Annotated in this window: 17 protein-coding genes and 3 tRNA genes; 12 read left to right on the top strand and 8 right to left on the bottom strand. The window is 67.2% G+C overall.

The window, feature by feature from the left end:
• Positions 1–5 precede the first annotated feature (5 nt).
• From panC to pcnB, 4 genes are read right to left on the bottom strand one after another with little or no spacing between them, the layout of a single operon-like run.
• On the bottom strand, positions 6–848 hold the full coding sequence (gene panC, locus ABE472_RS03775) for a pantoate--beta-alanine ligase (protein WP_019183274.1): 843 nt from the start codon (positions 846–848) through the stop codon (positions 6–8).
• Positions 845–1,660 (bottom strand): 3-methyl-2-oxobutanoate hydroxymethyltransferase, encoded by an 816-nt coding sequence (panB, locus tag ABE472_RS03770; RefSeq protein ID WP_121041839.1) that lies wholly within the window; start codon positions 1,658–1,660, stop codon positions 845–847. Before panB ends, panC begins: the two co-directional genes overlap by 4 nt.
• A 31-nt stretch (positions 1,661–1,691) precedes the next feature.
• Positions 1,692–2,180 carry a 2-amino-4-hydroxy-6-hydroxymethyldihydropteridine diphosphokinase gene (gene folK, locus ABE472_RS03765; RefSeq protein ID WP_346465524.1) on the bottom strand — a complete coding sequence of 163 codons (489 nt, stop codon included), beginning with the start codon at positions 2,178–2,180 and terminating at the stop codon, positions 1,692–1,694.
• Between the two features lie 3 nt (positions 2,181–2,183).
• On the bottom strand, positions 2,184–3,551 hold the full coding sequence (gene pcnB, locus ABE472_RS03760) for a polynucleotide adenylyltransferase PcnB (RefSeq protein ID WP_346463758.1): 1,368 nt from the start codon (positions 3,549–3,551) through the stop codon (positions 2,184–2,186).
• Between the two features lie 50 nt (positions 3,552–3,601).
• Between pcnB and ABE472_RS03755 the strand changes: the two genes are divergently transcribed.
• A tRNA-Glu gene (locus ABE472_RS03755) sits at positions 3,602–3,676 on the top strand.
• 151 nt (positions 3,677–3,827) lie between these two features.
• Here ABE472_RS03755 and ABE472_RS03750 read toward each other — a convergent pair.
• Entirely contained in the window at positions 3,828–5,258 is a 1,431-nt protein-coding gene (locus ABE472_RS03750) for a sugar porter family MFS transporter (RefSeq protein WP_346465522.1), read from the bottom strand.
• Between the two features lie 328 nt (positions 5,259–5,586).
• Here ABE472_RS03750 and ABE472_RS03745 point away from each other — a divergent pair, with 328 nt between their 5' ends.
• Complete coding sequence (locus ABE472_RS03745; protein ID WP_346465521.1) at positions 5,587–6,495, top strand: SMP-30/gluconolactonase/LRE family protein; 909 nt, start codon at positions 5,587–5,589, stop codon at positions 6,493–6,495.
• A 204-nt stretch (positions 6,496–6,699) separates the two neighbouring features.
• Positions 6,700–7,023, top strand: coding sequence for a ferredoxin FdxA (fdxA, locus tag ABE472_RS03740; RefSeq protein WP_137189155.1), 324 nt, complete (start codon positions 6,700–6,702; stop codon positions 7,021–7,023).
• Positions 7,024–7,204: 181 nt separating this feature from the next.
• On the opposite strand, the gene ABE472_RS03735 is transcribed toward fdxA, so the two are convergent.
• Positions 7,205–7,729 (bottom strand): hypothetical protein, encoded by a 525-nt coding sequence (locus ABE472_RS03735; RefSeq protein WP_313212562.1) that lies wholly within the window; start codon positions 7,727–7,729, stop codon positions 7,205–7,207.
• A 26-nt stretch (positions 7,730–7,755) separates the two neighbouring features.
• Positions 7,756–8,649, bottom strand: a complete 894-nt coding sequence (gene dapA / locus ABE472_RS03730; RefSeq protein WP_313212567.1) for a 4-hydroxy-tetrahydrodipicolinate synthase — start codon at positions 8,647–8,649, stop codon at positions 7,756–7,758.
• A gap of 163 nt (positions 8,650–8,812) precedes the next feature.
• Between dapA and ABE472_RS03725 the strand changes: the two genes are divergently transcribed.
• The 9 genes from ABE472_RS03725 (at position 8,813) to ABE472_RS03685 (ending at position 14,574) form a co-directional block, all read left to right on the top strand.
• A complete protein-coding gene (locus ABE472_RS03725; RefSeq protein ID WP_019183297.1) occupies positions 8,813–9,373 on the top strand; it encodes a glycine cleavage system protein R in 561 nt (186 codons plus the stop codon).
• A 78-nt stretch (positions 9,374–9,451) separates the two neighbouring features.
• A complete protein-coding gene (locus ABE472_RS03720; protein ID WP_176989669.1) occupies positions 9,452–9,931 on the top strand; it encodes a peroxiredoxin in 480 nt (159 codons plus the stop codon).
• 81 nt (positions 9,932–10,012) lie between these two features.
• On the top strand, positions 10,013–11,410 hold the full coding sequence (locus ABE472_RS03715; RefSeq protein WP_313212561.1) for a PhoH family protein: 1,398 nt from the start codon (positions 10,013–10,015) through the stop codon (positions 11,408–11,410).
• Between the two features lie 23 nt (positions 11,411–11,433).
• A complete protein-coding gene (locus tag ABE472_RS03710) occupies positions 11,434–11,913 on the top strand; it encodes a hypothetical protein (protein WP_313212566.1) in 480 nt (159 codons plus the stop codon).
• A gap of 30 nt (positions 11,914–11,943) precedes the next feature.
• Positions 11,944–12,615 (top strand): YoaK family protein, encoded by a 672-nt coding sequence (locus ABE472_RS03705; protein WP_313212560.1) that lies wholly within the window; start codon positions 11,944–11,946, stop codon positions 12,613–12,615.
• A gap of 43 nt (positions 12,616–12,658) precedes the next feature.
• Positions 12,659–13,468 (top strand): bifunctional hydroxymethylpyrimidine kinase/phosphomethylpyrimidine kinase, encoded by an 810-nt coding sequence (thiD, locus tag ABE472_RS03700; RefSeq protein WP_346465519.1) that lies wholly within the window; start codon positions 12,659–12,661, stop codon positions 13,466–13,468.
• A complete protein-coding gene (locus tag ABE472_RS03695) occupies positions 13,465–14,304 on the top strand; it encodes an alpha/beta fold hydrolase (RefSeq protein ID WP_346465517.1) in 840 nt (279 codons plus the stop codon). The genes thiD and ABE472_RS03695 overlap by 4 nt, the downstream gene beginning before the upstream one ends.
• Positions 14,305–14,366: 62 nt before the next feature.
• Positions 14,367–14,443 (top strand) — tRNA-Arg (locus ABE472_RS03690).
• Positions 14,444–14,497: 54 nt separating this feature from the next.
• A tRNA-Arg gene (locus tag ABE472_RS03685) sits at positions 14,498–14,574 on the top strand.
• 145 nt (positions 14,575–14,719) lie between these two features.
• On the opposite strand, the gene ABE472_RS03680 is transcribed toward ABE472_RS03685, so the two are convergent.
• Positions 14,720–15,865: an alpha/beta fold hydrolase gene (locus ABE472_RS03680; RefSeq protein WP_346463704.1), complete on the bottom strand. Its 1,146-nt coding sequence runs from the start codon at positions 15,863–15,865 to the stop codon at positions 14,720–14,722.
• Positions 15,866–15,954 lie beyond the last annotated feature (89 nt).

Here is a 15,954-nt window from a genome sequence, read left to right as displayed (position 1 = left end):
AGCCCTCAGAACTCCAGGTTGTCGATCAACCGGGTATTGCCGATCCGCGCGGCGATCAGGGCCACGCGGGTGCCGTCGTTGGCATCGGCCGGCTCGGACAAGTCCGGCAGGCGGACCACGGCGTAGTCGACCTGGAACCCGGCGGCCTGCAGCGCCGCGGCGGCTTCGGCCTCGATCAGGCTGCGGCTCTTGCCCGCAATGAAGCCTTCGCGCATGCCCAGCAGCACCTGGTGGATGGTGGTCGAGACCGGGCGCTGCTCGGCGTTGAGATACTGGTTGCGCGAGCTCATCGCCAGACCGTCGTCTTCGCGCACGATGTCGCCCCCGACGATCTGGATCGGGAAGGCCAGGTCTTCCACCATCTGGCGGATCACCGCCAGCTGCTGGTAGTCCTTCTTGCCGAAGGCCGCCACATCCGGCTGCACCTGGTTGAACAGGCGCGAGACCACGGTGCAGACGCCATCGAAATGGCCCGGGCGGTGCGCGCCTTCGAGCAGGCCGCTGATGCCGGGCACATTGACGCTGGCCGCCAGTTCGACACCGAACGGGTACATCGACTCAACCGTGGGCAGCCACAGCACATCGCACCCGGCCTGCTCCAGGCCGGTGGTGTCGGCTTCGGGCGTGCGCGGGTAGCGGGTGAAGTCCTCGTTCGGGCCGAACTGGGTCGGGTTGACGAAGACGCTGGAGACCACGCGATCGGCGTACTGCCGGGCCAGCGTGACCAGTGAATAATGCCCTGCGTGCAGGTTGCCCATGGTCGGGACCAGCGCGACGCGCAGGCCCTCGCGCTTCCAGCCGTTGACGACGGCGCGCAGACGGGACAGTTCGGTGACGGTTTCGATCATGAGGCGTAGGCGTGTTCTGCGTCGGGGAAGGAGCCGTCGCGCACGGCGTCGGCGTAGGCACGGACCGCACCGGCAACCGACCCGCCTTCGGCAAGGAAATCCTTGACGAACTTGGGACGACGATGGCCGCTGTCCAGACCGAGGAAATCATGCAGCACCAGCACCTGGCCATCGCACTGCGGGCCGGCGCCGATGCCGATGGTGGGCACGCTGATGTCCGCGGTGACCTGGGCAGCCACCGGCGTGGGCACGCATTCGAGCACGACCAGGCTGGCGCCGGCGGCGACCGCGGCCTTGGCATCATCGCGCAGCTGCTGGGCGGCGTCGCCACGGCCCTGCACGCGATAACCGCCCAGGCGCAGCACCGACTGCGGGGTCAGGCCCAGGTGCGAACAGACCGGAATCTCGCGCTCGACCAGGTAACGGATGATGTCCAGCTTGAAGCCGGCACCTTCGATCTTGACCATCTCCGCACCGGCCTGCAGCAGGCGCAGCGAGGCATCCAGCGCGCGCTCCGGGGTAGCGTCGGCGCCGAACGGCAGATCCGCCACCAGCAGCGCGCGTTGCAGTACACGGGCCACGGCGCGGGTGTGATAGACCATGTCGTCGGTGGTCACCGGCAGGGTCGAGTCATGCCCCTGCACCACCATGCCCAGCGAGTCGCCGATCAGGATCAGGTCCACGCCGTTGGCGTCGAAGCTGCGGGCGAACCCGGCATCGTAGGCGGTCAACATCACCAGCTTCTGTCCGTTGCGCTTGGCCTCGGCCAACGCGGGCACGGTCCAGGGCTTGCTGTCTGCGTGGGTACTCATGAGCTGATAACCGGTGGCGATAAGCCCCGCATTATCCTCCTATTGAAGCGATCCCGCAGGCCTCGACCCGCATCACAGCATCCCGCACGCGGCCGTGCCCGGGAATGATGGCGTCGGGCGCGATCTCGGCCAGCGGCAGCAGCGCGAACGCGCGCTCATGCAGATAGGGATGCGGTACCTGCAACTGCGGCAGATCGATGCTCTGTTCGCCGTACAGCAGCACGTCCAGATCCAGTGCACGCGGCCCCCAGTGCACGGCAGGATCCCGTACGCGGCCGAAGCGGCGCTCGATCTCCAGCAGCGCAGCCAGCAGATCCGGTGCGGGCAACCGGGTCTCCAGCACGGCGGCGGCGTTGACGAACGCCGGCTGATCCAGGTTGCCCCACGCCGGCGTGCTGTACAGCTGCGAGCGCGCCCGCAGTGTGGTCTGCGGCAGGGCCGCCAGCGCCTGGAACGCATCGCGCAGGGTCTGCGCGGCGTCCCCGAGATTGGCGCCCAATCCGATACAGGCCAGGGTCACGGCTTACTCGCCTGCCACTCCACCGGGACGACGACGGCGGCGGCGACGCTTGCGCGGTGCACCGTCTTCGCCCTCACCGTCGGCCTGGGCGGCATCCAGCGCCGAATCCAGCTCGGTACCGGACTGCAGCTGGGCCTCGCGCCAGAACGCCACGTCGGCTTCATGCTCGCTGGAGGCGACCTGGCGCAGGACCAGGAAATCGTAGGCGGCGCGGAAGCGCGGATGGGTCAACGTGCGGATCACCCGCTTGCGCTGGCGCGAGCTAAAGCGCCCCTGCAGCAACCAGATCTCCTGCATCGGCAGCGAGAAACGGCGCGGCAGGGCGATCGTGGTGAGCTGGTGCAGGGTGACGCGGTCCGCCGCACGGCGCTGCGCCTCTTCCAGTGCGACGCCCTGCTTCTGCAGGCTGGCCAGGGCGCGGCAGAACGCCGGCCACAGCAGCAGCGCGAACAGGAACGACGGCGACACCGGCTCGTCATTGGCCACACGCAGATCGGTGTTGTGCAGACCTTCGATGACCATGCGGCGCAACGCACCACTGCGATTGCTGCGCAGGGCCGCGGCGCTTTCCGGGAACATGACATCGAGCAGGCCGTACCGCTCCAGGCCCTCGAAGCTGGCCACACCGTGCCCGGACAGGAACAGCTTGAGCACTTCCTCGAACAGACGCGCCGGGGCGGCCTCGGCCAGCAGGTTGGCCAGGCGCGGCAGCGGTTCGGCGGTCGCCTCTTCGATCTGGAAGCCCAGCTTGGCCGCCAGGCGCACCGCGCGCAGCATGCGTACCGGGTCTTCCTGGTAACGCTGCTCGGGGTCGCCGATCAGCTTCATCAGGCGTGCCTGCACGTCTTCAAAGCCACCGGTGTAATCGCGCACCGAGAAATCCTCGATCGCGTAGTACAGGGCGTTGCAGGTGAAGTCGCGGCGGATCGCGTCGTCTTCGATGCTGCCGTACACGTTGTCGCGCACGAGCATGCCGTTTTCCATCTCACGGTCGCCGCTGCCATCGTCGATGTTGGCGCGGAAGGTGGCGACCTCGATGATCTCGCGGCCGAACACCACGTGCGCCAGGCGGAAACGGCGGCCGATCAGCCGGCAGTTGCGGAACAACTGCTTGACCTGCTCGGGCGTCGCGTCGGTGGCGACGTCGAAATCCTTGGGGTGGCCGTTCACCAGCAGATCGCGGACGGCGCCGCCGACCAGGTAACCGGCAAACCCGGAATCACGCAGCCGGTACAGAACGCGCAGGGCGTTGGGGCTGATGTCCTTGCGGGAGATGTTGTGCTGATCGCGCGGGATCACGCGCAGGCTGAACGGTGATGTAGCAGAGGAATTGATGTTGGCGCTTCCGGTTGAGTTTTCGGGATTGCCCAATGGCATCTAGGTCCATATACTAGCGCGCTGCGCAGTTCGCGACAAAGCCTGCTCCCTTCGTCTAATGGTTAGGACGTGGCCCTCTCAAGGCTAAAACAGGGGTTCGAGTCCCCTAGGGAGCACCAGTCGCGGTGCAGAAAGCCAAAAACCCCGCCACGGCGGGGTTTTTTGCGTTCAGGGTCAGGGCGTGCGGCGCCTGTCCTGCCAGGCCCGGCTCGGGGAGTGCACCCCCCGACCCGGCAAAGCGCCCCGCGACGAGGATGTCGGAAGCGGCGCTCACCCCTCCATCTGCTCCAGTTCCTTGCCCTTGGTCTCCTTGACGAAGCGCAGCACGAAGAACACCGACAGCACCGCGGCCACCGTATAGATGCCGTAGGCCCCGGCCAGGCCGATGCTGCCCAGCAGGACCGGGAAGGACACGGTGATGGCGAAGTTGGCCGTCCACTGCGCCCCGCCGGCCACCGCCAGCCCCGAGCCGCGGATCTGGTTGGGGAACATCTCGCCCAGCATCACCCACATCACCGGGCCCCAGGACATGTTGAAGAAGATCACGTAGACATTCGCCGCCACCAGCGCCAGCACGCCCATGCTGTCGGACAGCTGCAGCTTGCCGCCGGCATCCAGCGAGCCGCTGGCGAAGGCAAGGGTGACCAGCGCCAGCGAGATCGCCATGCCGACCGAGCCGACCCACAGCAGCGGCTTGCGTCCGATGCGGTCGATCAGCACCACGGTGACCAGGCAGGCACCGATGCTCAGCGCACCGGACAGCACGTTGATCAGCAGCGCGTCGCTCTCCGAGAAGCCCACCGCCTGCCACAGCACCGCGCCGTAATAGAAGACGACGTTGATGCCGACCAGTTGCTGGAACACCGCCAGGCCGATCCCGATCCAGACGATCGGGCGCAGCTTGCCGGTGGCCTTGCTGATCAGGTCCGAGAAGGTCGGGCGGTGCTGGTCCTGGGACAGCGAACCCTCGATCTCGGTGATCTTGGCCTGGGCCTCGGCCGGCCCGTACAGACGGGTCAGCACCGCCAGGGCCTGGTCACGGCGCCCTTTGACCACCAGGAAGCGCGGGCTTTCCGGGATCACCAGCAGCAGGCACAGGAACAGCAGCGAGGGAATGGCCTGCATCCAGAACATCCAGCGCCATGCCGCCTGGCCCAGCCACAGGGACTCGGTGGAGGCGCCGGCCGCCTTGGCCAATAGATAGTTGCTGAGGAAGGCACAGAACAACCCGCTGATGATCGCGATCTGCTGCACCGTGGCCAACCGGCCGCGGTACCGGGCCGAGGCCACCTCGGCAATGTAGGCCGGCGACATCACGCTGGCCGCGCCGACCGCGAACCCGCCGATCACCCGGGCGATGATGAACACCGTGGAGCTGTGCGCCGCACCGGCCCCCAGGGCCGAGAACAGGAACATCACCGCCGCGATGATCAGCACGCCGCGGCGGCCGAGCCGGTCGCCCAGGCGGCCGGCGAAGAACGCACCGATCGCGCAGCCGAGCAGCATCGAGGCGACCTCGAAGCCGATCCCGGCCGAGCTGGACTGGAAGGTGTCCTTGAGGCCATCGACGGTGCCGTTGATCACGCCGCTGTCGAACCCGAACAGGAAGCCACCGATGGTGGCCACGCAGCTGATCAGGATGATGAAGCCGGTGTTCTCGCCGCTGCCGGCACGTGTACTGCTGAGCGAAGCACTGGTCATGGGAAACCCTGGGTTGAAGGGACGCTGCGCACGACCGCAGCAGGGACGGATGGCGCAGGTTCTCATACCTTTCGCGCCGGCTGGGCGGCGGCGGGTGGGCCCGGACCTGGCGGCGGCCCGCGGCGGCGTGCGCGCATCGCCGCGCTCGACCACCGGTTGATCACCGACGCCCTCCACTGCGACCATGCCCGCCTGGCCGCCCTGCCCACTCCCGGGCGTGGCGCGGCATTGTCGAGGAGCGCCTGCCCATGCCCATGTTCGTTCGCCCGATCGCCCCGTCCCGCTGTGGCGCCACGCCGATGGTGCGGATGCCCACCGGTGCGTCGCAATGAGCCTCGAACGCGCGCCGGCCACGCTGGCGGTGGACAGCCGCTGCACCCACGGCGAGGGCGTGCTCTGGTGCGACCGGCGGCAGAGCCTGCTCTGGATCGACATCGCCGAACGTCGGCTGTGGCAGCACACGCCGGCCAGCGGCAGCACGCGCCACTGGGTGTTGCCGGACCGCCCCGGCTGCATCGGGTTGTTCGACGATGGCACGCTGCTGGTCGCATTGGTCAGTTCGCTGCACCGCGCCGACCTGGCTGCCGCCACCGACGATGCGCTGCCGCTGCAGTGGCTGGCCGATGTGGACCCACACAACGCATACACGCGCAGCAACGATGGCCGCGCCGACCGTCACGGCAACTTCGTGTTCGGCACGATGAACGAACACCCGGCGCGCGCCGCCGATGGCCGCTTCTATCAGTACTCCAGCCGCCACGGCCTGCGCGAACTGCCGCTGCCGGGCATCGTGATTCCCAACGCGATCAGCTTCAGCCTGGATGGCCGCACGCTGTACTGGTGCGATTCGGTGACGCCGCAGATCATGGCCTGCGATTACGACCCAGAGCGCGCCAGCACCGCCAACGTGCGTGTGTTCACCACGTTGGCCAACCGCGCTGCCGAGCCCGACGGGTCGGCGGTGGATGCCGATGGGCGGGTCTGGAACGCGCAATGGCGCGCCAGCCAGGTGAGCTGCTATGGCGCCGACGGCACACTGCTGCAGGTGCAGCCGGTGCCGGTCAAGAACCCCACCTGCGTTGCCTTCGGCGGCCCCGACCTGCGCACCTTGTACGTGATCAGTTCGCAGCTGGACCACACGCCCGAGGCGCTGGCCGCAAGCCCGCATGCGGGCAGCCTGTTCAGCGCGCGCCAGGACCACCCCGGTCTGCCGGAGAGCCGGGTCCACGTGGCCTGACCGGCTGCGGGTCGGGCATGCACCGGGCGGTTGGCCAGCGGTGGCGCACGTTGACAGGGAAGCGCCGCGCATCACCCGCAACGCCTTGTTGCACAAGGGCCGCCCGCACTTGATCAGGTATCGAGGCGCGCTGTCTGAGCACGCCACGCCAGCATTCAGCCACAACCTGTTCTAGAATTGGTCGGCTTAACGCCGGATTTCCCCATGCCTTTCGTCGTCACCGAAAACTGCATCAAGTGCAAACACACCGATTGCGTGGAAGTGTGCCCCGTGGATTGCTTCCACGAAGGTCCCAACTTCCTGGTGATCGACCCGGATGAGTGCATCGATTGCACCCTGTGCGAACCGGAGTGCCCGGTCAACGCGATCTTCCCCGAAGACGACGTGCCCGCCGGGCAGGAAGCGTTCGTCGCCCTGAACGCCGAGCTGGCCAAGGCCTGGCCGGTGCTGACCGTGCGCAAGGACCCGCCCGCCGATGCCGGCGAATGGGACGGCAAGCCGGACAAGCTGCCCCTTCTGGAACGCTGAGCCGCGGCATGTCGCAAACGAAAAAGGGCGCCTAGGGCGCCCTTTTTGTTTCCCCAACCGGATCCCCGGTAGTGCCGGCCGCTGGCCAGCTGCCCTTCGCCCCAACGCCGTCAGCGTCAGAGCCGGGCAGGCACGCAATGCACACCTGCCCGGCCAGCAACAGGAGCTACCGCAGGCCTCCTTACGGGGCCAGCTTCGCCTTCAGCTCACCCAGCAGCTTGGTCGGGGCCGCCGCGGTGGCCGGCAGGCCACGCGGGTCGACGGCCGACACATAAGCACCGGCATCGACGGCGACCACGCGGACCAGGAAGTCGCTGCCTTCGAAGGCCACATCGTAGGAACCCAGCAGCTGGGCCTTGCTGGCGATCTTCACGCCTTCAACGGTCTCCAGGGCGGTACCGACCTTGGCGAACACCTCTTCCTTGGTGCCCGGCACGGTGAAGCCGGCATTGTTGGCGGCCGCCGGGTTCGCGGCCGGGGCCGGGCGCGCCGCCTGCGAGGCCAGCGAGGAGCTGGTGGCAGCGGTAGCGGCAGCCTGGCCGGCCGGGACGTTCAGATCCGGCGGCACTTCCAGCGGGCGAACTTCCGGGGCCAGGGCGTAGTCGCCCTTGGCGCCGCGCTTGAAGCAACCGGTGGTGCCGACGAGGGTGGCGGTAGCCAGGATCGCGAAGGACAGCACGCGGAAGGCGGAAACGGATTGACGCATGGGAATCTCCTGGGTGACCACTGACATCAGTGGTTGGATAGTGCTTCCAGCGCACCGATATCGGTGGCCAGGTGTTCGGCAGCGGCGTGATGGGCCGCGGACAAGGGCAGCAGCGGCAGGCGCAGGCCATCACCAATGCCGATCCGGCGCAGCAGGTCCTTCACCGGGATCGGGTTGGACTCCACGCCGCAGAATTCATGGAACGGCTCGAGACGGGCATCCCACGACTCGGTCGCCTCGCGTTCCCCGGCTGCCGCCAGGTCGCACATCCGGCGGTACGCGCCCGGCAGGGCGTTGGAGCCCACCGAGATGAGGCCGTCCACGCCGGACAGGATCGAACGCGCGGCCGTACCGTCGTCACCGCTGAGGATGGCGAAGTCCGGCGAGCGCAGCGCCAGCAGGGCATTGACGCGGCCCACATCGCCGACCGCCTCCTTGATGCCCACGATGTTCGGGTGCCGCGCCAGTTCGGCCACGGTCTCGGGCAGCATGTCGCAGCCGGTACGGCCGGGCACGTTGTACAGGATGACCGGCAGGCCGCCCTGGTCGGCCACCGCGCGGTAATGCGCGATCAGGCCGGCCTGGGTCGGGCGCACGTACGGCGGGGTCACCACCAGCGCATGGGTCGCGCCGCTGGCAGCCGCACGACGGGTCTGCTCGATCGTTTTGGCCGTCCCCGACAGGCCGGTCCCGGCCAGTACCGGGATGCGTCCGGCGACGGTTTTGACCGCACTGCGCAGCAGCTGGTCGTATTCGTCGTCGGACAGGGCAGCGGCTTCACCGGTCGAACCGGCCACCACCACCCCGTGAACACCACCCTCCAGTTGCAGGTGCAGCAGGCGCTGCCAACCGTCGGGATCCAATGCGCCGTTCGCCTGGAAGGGCGTCGCCAGCGCGGTGATGAGACCGGAAAGGGACAAGGACATCGTGCTCGGAAGAAAGGGGGCACCGGGCCTGCGTAAACGCCGGCCAGATGTACGTTGCATGTTACTTGCGGGTCGAAAGCGCGGGCAAGTATGCTGGACTCCGGCGAACGTGCCGTCGCCGGCCGTTCAGACTCACCTTGCATCACCCGGAACCCTCTTGACCGACACCACGCCGCGGCCTGCGCCGACCGAAAACCACCTCCTGATCAACGCCTATACGACGCATCCGGAGTCCCCCCTGCTGCCTGTGACCCGGCGTATCGCCGACAGTGGCTGCAATCTGGTCGATGCCCGCCTGGCCACGGTCGGGCGCGACGTGTCCGTCACCGCCCTGGCCACCGGCTCGTGGGACTCGGTGGCCAAGCTGGAGGCGATGCTGACCCGGCTGGAGCGCGAGGAAGGCCTGAAGCTGGTCTGGTACCGCACCGGTGCCAAGCAGGCGCAGTCCAACCTGCTGCCCTACATCGTGGAAGTGATCGCCGCCGACAAGCCGGGGATCCTGTTCCAGCTGGCCGATTTCTTCGACCGCCAGGGCATCACCATCGAAAACCTGCAGAGCACGCGTTACCGCGCGATGCAGACCGGTGCGGAAATGTTCTCCGCGCAGGTCACGATCGGGGTGCCGGCCAACATGCACATTGCCGCGCTGCGTGATGATTTCCTCGAGTTCTGCGATCACCTCAACCTCGATGCGATCATGGACCCGATGAAGTTCTGATGCTTCGCGCGTTCGTCACGGGCGCGCGGGGTTTCATGCAGTTGTAGTAGATCTACCCCAGGATCCGGAAAGGAACCCATGAACGACGGCGACACCCTGGACAGCACCACCCTCGCACTGCCGCTGGCGTTGTCCGGCGGCGAGACCACCACCCTCGGCGATCTGGCCGGCCAGTGGCTGGTGCTGTACTTCTACCCCAAGGACAGCACCCCGGGCTGCACCACCGAGGGCATCGATTTCAACGCACTGCTCCCGCAGTTCACGAAGGCCGGCGCCCGCGTCTTCGGCGTCTCCCGCGATTCGGTCAAATCCCACGACAATTTCTGCGCCAAGCAGGGCTTCGCCTTCCCGCTGATCAGCGATGGCGATGAAGCGCTGTGCACCGCGTTCGACGTGATCAAGCTGAAGAACATGTACGGCAAGCAGGTGCGTGGCATCGAGCGCAGCACCTTCCTCATTTCGCCGGACAGTCGTATCGTGCAGGTGTGGCGCAAGGTCAAAGTGGCCGGCCACGCAGACACCGTCCTTGAAGCCCTGAAGGCCGCGAAAACCCAGTGATCAATCCGGCACCCCCAATGGTCATCACCCTGCCCCGCAGGTCGTGATGGCTTGTCCCTGTTCTGCCACCAGGAATTGACGATGACCCGAGGCAAGCGCATCTACGTACTGGATACCAACGTGCTCATGCACGATCCGACCGCGCTGTTCAAGTTCGAGGAGCATGATGTCTACCTGCCGATGCAGGTGATCGAAGAGCTGGACAACGGCAAGAAGGGCACCACCGAGGCCAGCCGCAACGCGCGCCAGGTCAGCCGCTTCCTCAATGAGCTGGTGCAGGCCTCGGGCCTGGACAACCTGGCCGACGGCATCCCGCTGCAACGGCCGAACGGGCTGCAGCTGCGCGGCAAGCAGAGCGTGGGCCTGCTGCGATTCCAGACCAGTCATTTCGATGCGGGCAAGAGCTTCGGCGCGGTGATTCCGGACAACGCCATCCTCGGCGCGATCCTGGCCCTGAAGGAGCAGGTGCCCGAGATTCCGGTGGTGTTCGTCTCCAAGGACATCAACCTGCGGATCAAGGCGGCGATTGCCGGCATCGTCTCGGAGGATTACGAGAACGACCGCGCGCTGGACGATTTCAGCCTGCTCTACACCGGCGCCACCGAACTGCCGGAAGACTTCTGGAAGAAGCACACCGACAACCTGCGCAGCTGGAGCGACAAGGGCCGCACCAGTTACGAAATCATCGCCAGCGAAGACGAGAGCTGGCACCCCAACCAGTACGCCTACCTGCCGGGCGACGATGAAGTCGAACTGCGCGTGGCCAAGGTGGACGGCGACAAGATCACGTTGTCGCTGGTCAACGATTTCCGCCACGGCAGCCATGCGGTGTGGGGCATCAGCGCGCGCAACCGCGAGCAGAACTTCGCGCTCAATGCGTTGATGGACCCGGAGATCGATTTCGTCACCCTGCTCGGGACGGCCGGCACCGGCAAGACGCTGCTCGCGCTGGCCGCTGGCCTGGCCCAGACCATGGACCAGCAGCGCTACCGCGAGATCATCATGACCCGCGCCACGGTCAGCGTCGGCGAGGACATCGGCTTCCTGCCCGGTACCGAGGAAGAGAAGATGACCCCATGGATGGGCGCGCTGACCGACAACCTGGAAGTGCTCACGCATACCCAGGAAGGCGGCGCATGGGGCCGAGCGGCGACCAACGACCTGATCGCCAGCCGGATCAAGATCCGCTCGCTGAACTTCATGCGCGGGCGCACGTTCCTGTCACGCTATCTGATCCTGGATGAAGCGCAGAATCTCACCCCCAAGCAGATGAAGACCCTGATCACCCGTGCCGGCCCGGGCACCAAGATCGTCTGCCTGGGCAACGTCGAACAGATCGATACCCCGTACCTGACCGAGACCACCTCGGGCCTGACCTACGCGGTGGACCGTTTCAAGAACTGGCCGCACAGCGCGCACGTGACGCTGCGCCGTGGCGAGCGTTCGCGCCTGGCCGATTACGCCTCGGAGGTGTTGTGAGCCGTTCCCTGTCCCGTGCCGTCCTGCCGCTGGCGCTTGCTGCGCTGGCGGCCGCCTGCACGCCTGCCAATACGCGGCCGGGCGCCAGCGTCCCGACCGCGATCAAGACCGGCCAGTCCTGGGTGGTGACCCGCCCCGTCGTCGCCGCCCAGGTATTGGATACCTGCTCGCGTTCCAGCCCCGGCCGCGAGCCGGGGCGCGTCACCGGCTACTGGGCGCCCAGCCGCCAACAGGTGGAGCAGCTGGAAGCCCGGTTGCCGTCGCTGGAGACGCAGGTGCCCAAGGCTGCCGATTTCGACCGCCAATATGTCGGCATCGAGATGGACGGCCGGCAGCTGATCTATCTCAACGCCTTCCATCTGCCTGACGATGCCGACATCGATCCAGCGCGCGATGCAATCCGGGTCTGCGATGGCGGCGCGCAGTTCTGGGGCGCGCTGTTCGATCCGGCCAGCGGCAGCTTCTCGGATGTGCAGTTCAACGGCCCGCCCGCGGGCCGTTGATCGTGCCGTGACCACCACCGCGCACGCCGGATGAGCATCCGGCTGCCCACCTGGGTCTGGATCGGGGCGATCGCCCTGTCCTGCGTGGCCGGGATGGTCAACGTGGTCGGCTTCCTGGGGTTCGAACACCAGGCCGTCAGCCACATGACCGGCACCACCAGCCAGCTCGGCATGGCGCTGGCCCAACGCGACTGGCGCGTGGTCGGGCACCTGTGGGGGCTGTTGATCGCGTTCTGCGTGGGCGCCACGCTCAGCGGAGTGATCATCCAGGACAGCGGCCTGCAACTGGGCCGCCGCTATGGCGCAGTGCTGGCACTGGAATCGCTGTTGCTGCTGATCGCGATCCCGCTGTTCAAACAGCAGCAGATCTGGGGGGCACTGGCCGCGGCGATGGCGTGCGGCCTGCAGAACGCGATGGCCACCACCTTCAGTGGCGCGGTGGTGCGCACCACCCATCTCAGCGGCATGTTCACCGATCTCGGGATCGGGCTGGGCCACCTGATGCGCGGCCTGCCGCTGCCGATCCGTCGACTGACCCTGAGCGGGTTGATCGTCAGCGGCTTCCTGGCCGGCGGCGTGATGGGCGCCATGCTGTTCCTGCGCTTCGGCTACGACGCCCTGCTCGCCCCGGCACTGCTCACCGGCGGCACCGGGGTGGGCTACGTGCTGTACCGGCAGTGGGCACTGCTGCGGGCGCGCTGAGGGCGCGGCAGCACTGCCGCGACAAACATTGCACAATTGGGGCATGACGCCCTCCAGCCCCGTTTCCGCCCTGACCATCGCCGGCTCCGATTCCGGCGGTGGTGCTGGCATCCAGGCCGACCTGAAGGCCTTCGCCGCCCATCGCGTGCATGGTCTGTCGGCGATCGCCGCACTGACCGCACAGAACACGCGCGGCGTTACCGCCGTACACGTGCCGCCGCTGGACTTCCTGCAGGCGCAGATCGATGCCTGCTTCGCCGATTTCGATATCCATGCGGTGAAACTGGGCATGCTGGCCAACGCCGAGGTGATCGCACTGGTGGCAGATGCACTGGAAAAGCACCGCCCACCGCACGTGGTGCTGGATCCGGTGATGGTCGCGACCAGCGGCGCCAAGCTGCTCGAAGACAGCGCACTGGTGGCGATGCGCACGCGCCTGATCCCACTGGCGACGCTGCTGACGCCCAACACCCCCGAAGCGGAGCTGCTGCTCGGCCGCCGCATCGTCACCGCCGAGGAGGCCGAAGATGCCGCCGACGCGCTGTTGGAGCTTGGCGCCGGCGCGGTGCTGCTCAAGGGCGGGCATCTGGACGAAGGCAGTCGCGTGATCGATCGCTACTTCGACGGTGTGACCCGCGAAGAATTCATCCATACCCGCCTGCCGGTGGATGCGCACGGCACCGGCTGTACGCTGGCCTCGGCCATCGCCGCGCAGCTGTGCCAGGGGCTGTCATTGCCCAATGCCTGCGAAGCGGCCATCGATTACGTCGCGCGTGGTCTGCAGAGCGGTTATTACCCGGGCCGCAGCGAGGTGCTGGTGATCGACCACTTCGGTGCGGCACGCCCGGCATGATCGACGCCTCGCCCCTGCCTGTGCAGGCCGAAGACGGGCATCGCTTCGAACTGCTGGCGCGCGTGCCGACGCAGCCACGCGCACGCCTGCTGTGGCTGCCGGCGCTGGGCGTGGCCGCGCGCCATTACCTGCCGTTCGCCGAGGCGCTCGCTGCGCGTGGCATTGCGGTGTACCTGCACGAGTGGCGCGGCAACGGCAGCAGCAGCCTGCGCCCGTCGCGCACGCAGGACTGGGGCTATCGCGACCTCCTCGAGCAGGACCTGCCGGCGAGCCTGGCAAACGTGGCCGGAGACGCTGCAACACCCTTGATCATCGGCGGCCACAGTCTCGGCGGTCAGCTGGCCTGCTGCTTCGCCGGTCTGCATGCGCAGCGCTTCGCCCGCGTGTGGCTGGTCGCCAGCGGCACGCCGTACTGGCGCACCTTCCCGGCCCCGCGTGGCTGGACCCTGCCGCTGGTGTATCGCTTCCTGCCCTGGCTGGCCCAGCGCCAAGGGGTCCTGCACGGCAAGAAGCTCGGCTTTGGTGGCACCGAGGCGCGCGGGTTGATCCGCGACTGGTCGCGCGTGGGCCTCAACAATCACTACGCGGCCGCTGGCATGGCGACCGATCTGGAGGCCGCGATGCGCGATCTGCGCGGCCAGGCGGCCGCCGTGGTGATGGACCACGACTGGTTGGCACCGACGGGCTCAATGCAGGGCCTGCTGGCCAAGATGCCGGGCATGCGTGCGCAGCTCAGCGTGGTCAGTGCGCAGATGCTGGGTGCGCGTGCCGATCACTTCGCCTGGATGAAGACGCCGGAAGCCGTGGTGGAGCAGCTTCTTCGTTCATTTGAATGAAGACCTTCACAAAAACCGTTGACGAATGCGACGCCGATCCGCATAATTCCGCTCCTGTTGACGCGCCCGTAGCTCAGTTGGATAGAGTACCTGGCTACGAACCAGGCGGTCGGGAGTTCGAATCTCTCCGGGCGCACCATCAACAGGGTATCGATTTCGCCGTCGGTATCAGCAGTAAAAATTCGATGTAAATGCGCCCGTAGCTCAGTTGGATAGAGTACCTGGCTACGAACCAGGCGGTCGGGAGTTCGAATCTCTCCGGGCGCACCATTGCATCGACGAAAACAGCAGCCATCGGTTGCTGTTTTTTTTTGCGTGGGTGCCGGCTGTCACCCGGTAGTGCCGGCCACTGGCCGGCTCTCATGAATGCTGGACGATCGCGTGGAGCCGGCCAGCGGCCGGCACTACCAGGAGGTCATCCCTGCGGTGCGTGGGCCTGGGCTGCCTGCATCGCCATCAGATCCGCTTCGCCCGGCAGTTCCGGCGCCGGGCAGCCACCACCGGCATGGGCGTCGTGCGCCAGCCAGTCATCCACCACACCGCCCAGCAGATCCACGCGCAGCGGCAGGGTGATGTGGTCTTCGCCCCGCATCTCGATGTAGTGCACGCGCGGGCTGGCGGCGGCCAGGCGACGGCCCTGCCCGACCGGCACATGCTGATCGTCCTGGCCGTGCAGCAGCAGCACGCAGGTACGGCTGTCGGCCAGCGCGCGGGTGACATCGACGCGGTCCAGGTCCAGATCCAGGCGCTGGCTGGCCGCGGCGATCACCTGGTCGATATCCTGCCCACCGTAGCGCCAGCGCCCATAGGCGGCCATGGCCTGCGCCTTCCACGCGGTCGGCTGCAGCGACATCAGGTGCGGGATCATGCTGCGGATCGCATCGCCGGCATTGGCGAAGGATTCCATCGCCACCACGCCGGTGACCTGGTCGCCGAGCTTGTCGGCGGTGAACAGCGCGGTGGCGGCGCCGTAGGAAACGCCGAACAGATACAGCGGCCCGACCACCTCCCCGCGTGCCTTCAGCGCAGCGATGACATCGACCACATCATCCGATTCGAACGTCCCGTAACCGGACGGGCCGGCGCCGGAATGCCCATGATTGCGCAGGTCGATGGTGACCACGCGATAGCCTGACTGCGCCAACTGCAGCGACCACGGCAGCATCGCATCACCGTTCATCATCCAGCCGTGCAGCAGCACCACCGTGCCGCGCGGTGCCTTCGGCTGGAACGGGTGCGGCAGGTCCAGCGCCATGCCGGTACGCAGCGGCTCGCCGTTGTCATGGTGCTGGGGCAGGTACTGGTAATGCAGCCCGTACTGACCCGGGTCGAACGCACGCCAGAAGATCGGCACGCCGGCGCGGCCGGTCACGAGACCGTGCCGGTTGGGCACACTCTCAACCGCTTCGGCGATGCGCGGCATGTCCAGCAGCGTGGATACGCCGCCGGGCGCGATCAGCCGATCACTCAACGAGGTCGAGGCGGCGGTGGAGGTCAAGGAGGAGCAGGCAGCCAGCCACAGGCCAGCCCCGGCCAGCAGCAACAGCAGCAAGCGCTTCATGGGCAGAATCGGAAAAACCAGACGAGTCGCGCAGGGTACCGATCACGTCAGCGCCGCTCTATCGCATCCAGATGACCATCCGATGACAG

Source organism: Stenotrophomonas sp. TWI809, assembly GCF_039673205.1.
Lineage (GTDB): Bacteria > Pseudomonadota > Gammaproteobacteria > Xanthomonadales > Xanthomonadaceae > Stenotrophomonas.
Note: the sequence above shows the minus strand (reverse complement) of the source record. Positions and strands in the feature narration are given on the sequence as shown.